Source organism: Candidatus Dependentiae bacterium (genome assembly GCA_020431705.1).
Classification (GTDB): domain Bacteria; phylum Babelota; class Babeliae; order Babelales; family Vermiphilaceae; genus JAGQHQ01.
Genome location: JAGQHQ010000030.1, coordinates 1 through 4,540 on the forward strand (window position 1 = coordinate 1; position 4,540 = coordinate 4,540).

The window sequence follows — 4,540 nt, forward strand, 5'->3', positions numbered from 1 at the left end:
GATACAAGGATTTACGTTTAATGGTGAGCAGTTTGTGATTATCAATTGTGATGAAGCAACGCGAACGGAAACATAGTATAGGGTTATATATGAAAAATACGCGATTACTTACCGTATGTATAGTATTGGCTGCAGGTGGTTTTAGTTATACTCGAGATATGCGGGTCAATGTTTTTAAACCCAATATTATCGATGATCCTATGGAAAAGCGATGGATTGCACCGGTATCATTATATAAAGGGCTTGCTTACAATGGATTTGGAAATGATAATCAATTACGACCGCTGTCATGTGTAATATTTGGTAAAGAGTTCACGATACAAGATATTTTTCTAGCATCAAAGCTTTCCAATGATAATAAAATGCGTAATGCAAATATTGATGCACTAAATCCAATTAGACCCGGGGGTTCCAGTAATGTGCCATTTGGTAACTATAGAAGCGACCAGTATCTTGCTGCATTAGCGCCAACTAAAGTAAATATTGAAGCAGAGCAGCGTAACTTATGTACAAATCTTGGTGTAACATATAATTTTTTCTGGGATAAAGAAGAAACCGTTGTTGGCTCTATTGGTGCTAATGTGCCGATAAAAAGTAGTTTGCATCTGATGGACCTTGATTTCTCAGAGGGAACATTGTTGTTCCAAAATCTTCCACTAGGTGATGATACTGCTCAAACACTTTTAACACAGTTTTTCAAAGACTTTATTAATGTAAAAGACTTTTTTGAAAGAGCGGTGCTCGGTTCAAAAGGGTTAAAATTTCACAATCGTCAACGTAAAGTAGGGGTTGGGGATGTTTCCATATATTGTTTAGCTGATTGGGGACATTATTTGGATTATATGGACGCATTACAGCTTGGTGTTAATGTGGTACTTCCGTCTGGTAATAAGCGTAAAGGTGATAAGGTTTGGGAAGTAGAGCTTGGCAATGGTGGTGCGGTACAGGTTGAAGGTTCTGTAACAATGTTATTTAATAGTCCATCGCCAGTTTTTAATCCAGTTGTCCGTCTTGCAGGACAAGTGAGTGTACCATTAACAGCACCACGTCGTGTTCCAAAATTAAGGAAACAAGCAAATGATCCTACTTCAGTAACACCGCGTGTGTTAATTCGTGAATTTGAAGATCTTTTAGTCCCAATAGAAACATTCCGTGGTTATTACCATTTAGATCCGTTCGAAGAGTATGATAGCTCTGTTTTAGAGTTTGCAGATCTTGCGGTTAAAACTCGCGTGCGTTATGGGTCACAATTTTTAATTAGTGTTGGTAACTACTTTTACAATGTTATGAATCTTGGATTGCGATTTGGGGCATTCTATGACTTTATGCATAAAGGTAAAGATAGCATTTGTACAGTGTGCGATTCTCCACGACTTTTCAATACATGCTTGCTTGAAGAGCGTACAAACCAACGTTTCCATCGATTTGGTTGGAATATGACATATAAGTTTGATAACATGGTTGAGATTAATACGGGATCTCAACATATTCTTGCTGGTCGCAATATTCCACGAACACATGAGATGTACATCTCTGTTGTTGCTGTTTTTTAATCAGACTGAGACCATATAAGGTACGATTCAATAAAATTCATCAAGTCGCCATCTAGCACTGTATCGGGCTGTGGCGACTCTGCTGATGTCCTATGGTCTTTTACCATTTTATATGGATGCAATACATACGATCTGATTTGTGACCCCCACTCAATTTTTTTCTTTTCAACCTGAGCAGTTTTTGCTTCTTGTTCTTCTTTCTCTTTTTGCGCCAAACGAGCTTTAAGCATTTTCATTGCGGTTTCTTTATTTTGTGTTTGCGAGCGTTCATTTTGACATTGTACAACAATACCACTTGGTGCATGAGTGATACGTACAGCAGATTCTGTTTTGTTAACATGTTGCCCACCAGCACCCCCTGCACGGTAGGTATCGATACGCAAATCACTCGGATCTATAGTAATTTCAACTTCAGGAACTTCAGCTGCTAATGAAACAGCAGCAAATGATGTATGTCTTCTTTTATTACTATCAAATGGTGAGATGCGAACAAGGCGATGAATGCCTACCTCGCTTTTTAGCAAACCGTACGGATTTTTTCCTTTGATAAATAAAGTAGCAGATTTAATTCCCGCTTCTTCACCTGACTGATAATCAATAACTTGTGCTGACAGTTTATTACGTTCACAAAAACGCATATACATACGTAAAATTATATCTGCCCAGTCTTGCGATTCCGTACCGCCAGCACCAGCATTTATACTTAAGAAGCAGTTTGAACTATCTTGTTCTTCATTTAAAAGTAATGTTACCTTAAAATTTTTTACGGCTTTACTAAGCTCATGAATATCGGAGGAAATTTTTTTTAATTCATTTTCATCTTTTCTGAAAAGCTCAATTAATTCTTTTAATTCTTTTTGTGTATTAACAATAAAATTGTATTGCTCTTTTTGTGTTTCTAGTCTGTGTAGTTCTTTAGCTATTTTAATATGTTCAGGATGTTGCCAAAAATTTTCCTGTTGGCTTTCTTCTTTTAAGGATGCAAACTTTTTTTCGAGTCCAGTATTTATCCAAAATTCTTTTATGGTATTAATGTCAGGTCCAAGTATTTTTAGGTGTTCAAATAATTCTTCAAATAACATTGTGTGCCTTTTGTTTTTTATCATTCCAAATAATGAGAATTATAGCATATATGAGCAAAAATATCGTTAGTAAGAGGTAAGCAGGTGAACGTAAGCTTATGTTAAGGTCAGTTTTTCTTATAGTTTAGTTACTGGTGTGTAGAAACCATAACACAAGGGAATTTGTCCATTAGTTTTCTTTATGCTATCCTATACATCGTGTAGGGGGTATTATATATTCACAATATATCTGATTGCAAAGTAGGGCTATGATCGGAAAACTTTTTGTTATTTCTGCACCATCCGGCGCGGGAAAAACAACACTCGTTGACACAGTTCTTAAAAGTGTTGGAAATAAATATGCGCTCAAGCGGGTTATTACATACACTTCTCGTGTACCTCGTCCCGGAGAAGAAAATACGAAGGATTATTACTTTATTTCTGAAAGTGCATTCAAGGCAAAGATAGATCAAGGTTTTTTTTTAGAGTATAGCACCGTATATGGCACTTACTATGGATCTCCCAGGTCCATTATAGAGGATCTAAAGAGAGGAATCTCTTATTTTTTAATCTTGGACAGGAGAGGGTTGGAGCAAATTATTGATATTTTTACAGATTTGGTTTCAATTTGGGTGTCTGTTGATGTTGATATTTTAAAACAACGTTTAATGATGAGAAACTCAGAAACTCAGTCACAAATTGAACATCGTTTGCTTTTGGCACAAAAAGAACTCGAACTTGAACAAACATATTCTTTGTATAATCATCACATTTTTAATAATAATTTACAAAAAGCGGCAATAAGTTTAGAAGCACTTTTAGAAAAGTATTTTAATTTTTGATTGCTCGATCTGCAGGCGGAATCGAAGACTTTTTGCAGAGTTTTGTTTGGCCAAAAAGACTATGTTCGGAGAGTGATATTCTCATTTTTTTAAAAAAGTTATAAAAAAAGTATTGACAGAGTTTATTATACGGTTATAATTTTTACAGAATTCGAGAAAAAAAGACGAATCCAAAAAGGTTGAAAAAATTGAAAACAAGGCAGATAGTACTCTATTTTAGAGTACTATTAAGCTTTCTTTGAAATACACGAAGAAACAAAAATTAAGCCTACCACTTTGTGGAAGCTCTTAAGTTAATTTTGTAATGGAGAGTTTGATCCTGGCTCAGAATGAACGCTGGCGGCGCGCCTAACACATGCAAGTCGAGCGAGAAAGCTCCTTCGGGAGCGAGTATAGCGGCGGACGGGTGAGTAACACGTGAGAATTTCCCCTTCAGTGAAGAATACCTTCGAGAAATCGAAGTTAATACTGCATAAACCCCTTCGGGGGCAAAGGTGGCCTCTTGCTACCGCTGAAGGATAAGCTTGCGGACTATCAGTTTGTTGGTGGGGTAAAGGCCTACCAAGACTATAACGGTTAACCGGCCTGAGAGGGTGTACGGTCACAATGGAACTGAGACACGGTCCATACTCCTACGGGAGGCAGCAGTGAGGAATAAGGAATATTGCGCAATGGGCGAAAGCCTGACGCAGCGACGCCGCGTGGGGGATGAAGGTCTTCGGATTGTAAACTCCTGTTAAGTGGGAAGAAAAGCCTGGCCATAATACGGCCAGGTGTTGACGGTACCGCTAAAGAAAGCACCGGCTAACTTCGTGCCAGCAGCCGCGGTAATACGAGGGGTGCAAGCGTTATTCGGAATTATTGGGCGTAAAGGGTGTGTAGACGGCATGTTAAGTCAATTGTTAAATTCTCCGGCCTAACCGGAGGCAAGCGGTAGATACTGATATGCTAGAGGATGGAAGAGAGAAGTGGAATTCTCGGAGTAGCGGTAAAATGCGTGGATCTCGAGAGGAACACCGATGGCGAAGGCAGCTTCTTGGTCCACTCCTGACGTTGAAACACGAAAGTGTGGGGAGCAAACAGG

The 4,540-nt window shown here is 38.3% G+C and carries 3 protein-coding genes and 1 rRNA gene; 3 read left to right on the top strand and 1 reads right to left on the bottom strand.

Going from position 1 to position 4,540, the window contains the following annotated elements:
• Nucleotides 1–89: 89 nt before the first annotated feature.
• Nucleotides 90–1,553: a hypothetical protein gene (locus KC460_05080; GenBank protein MCA9770715.1), complete on the top strand. Its 1,464-nt coding sequence runs from the start codon at nucleotides 90–92 to the stop codon at nucleotides 1,551–1,553.
• On the opposite strand, the gene prfB is transcribed toward KC460_05080, so the two are convergent.
• Nucleotides 1,550–2,635 (bottom strand): peptide chain release factor 2, encoded by a 1,086-nt coding sequence (prfB, locus tag KC460_05085; GenBank protein MCA9770716.1) that lies wholly within the window; start codon nucleotides 2,633–2,635, stop codon nucleotides 1,550–1,552. The genes KC460_05080 and prfB overlap by 4 nt on opposite strands.
• Before the next feature lie 248 nt (nucleotides 2,636–2,883).
• Here prfB and KC460_05090 point away from each other — a divergent pair, with 248 nt between their 5' ends.
• Together KC460_05090 and KC460_05095 are read left to right on the top strand one after the other, a co-directional pair.
• A complete protein-coding gene (locus KC460_05090; protein MCA9770717.1) occupies nucleotides 2,884–3,456 on the top strand; it encodes a guanylate kinase in 573 nt (190 codons plus the stop codon).
• A gap of 301 nt (nucleotides 3,457–3,757) precedes the next feature.
• A 16S ribosomal RNA gene (locus tag KC460_05095) occupies nucleotides 3,758–4,540 on the top strand; the annotation flags it as partial.

Bases quoted from the DNA above. Each gene is read 5' to 3' on its own strand.
- KC460_05080 (MCA9770715.1), top strand. From the start codon at position 90: ATGAAAAATACGCGATTACTTACCGTATGTATAGTATTGGCTGCAGGT.
- KC460_05090 (MCA9770717.1), top strand. From the start codon at position 2,884: ATGATCGGAAAACTTTTTGTTATTTCTGCACCATCCGGCGCGGGAAAA.
- prfB (MCA9770716.1), bottom strand. From the start codon at position 2,635: ATGTTATTTGAAGAATTATTTGAACACCTAAAAATACTTGGACCTGAC.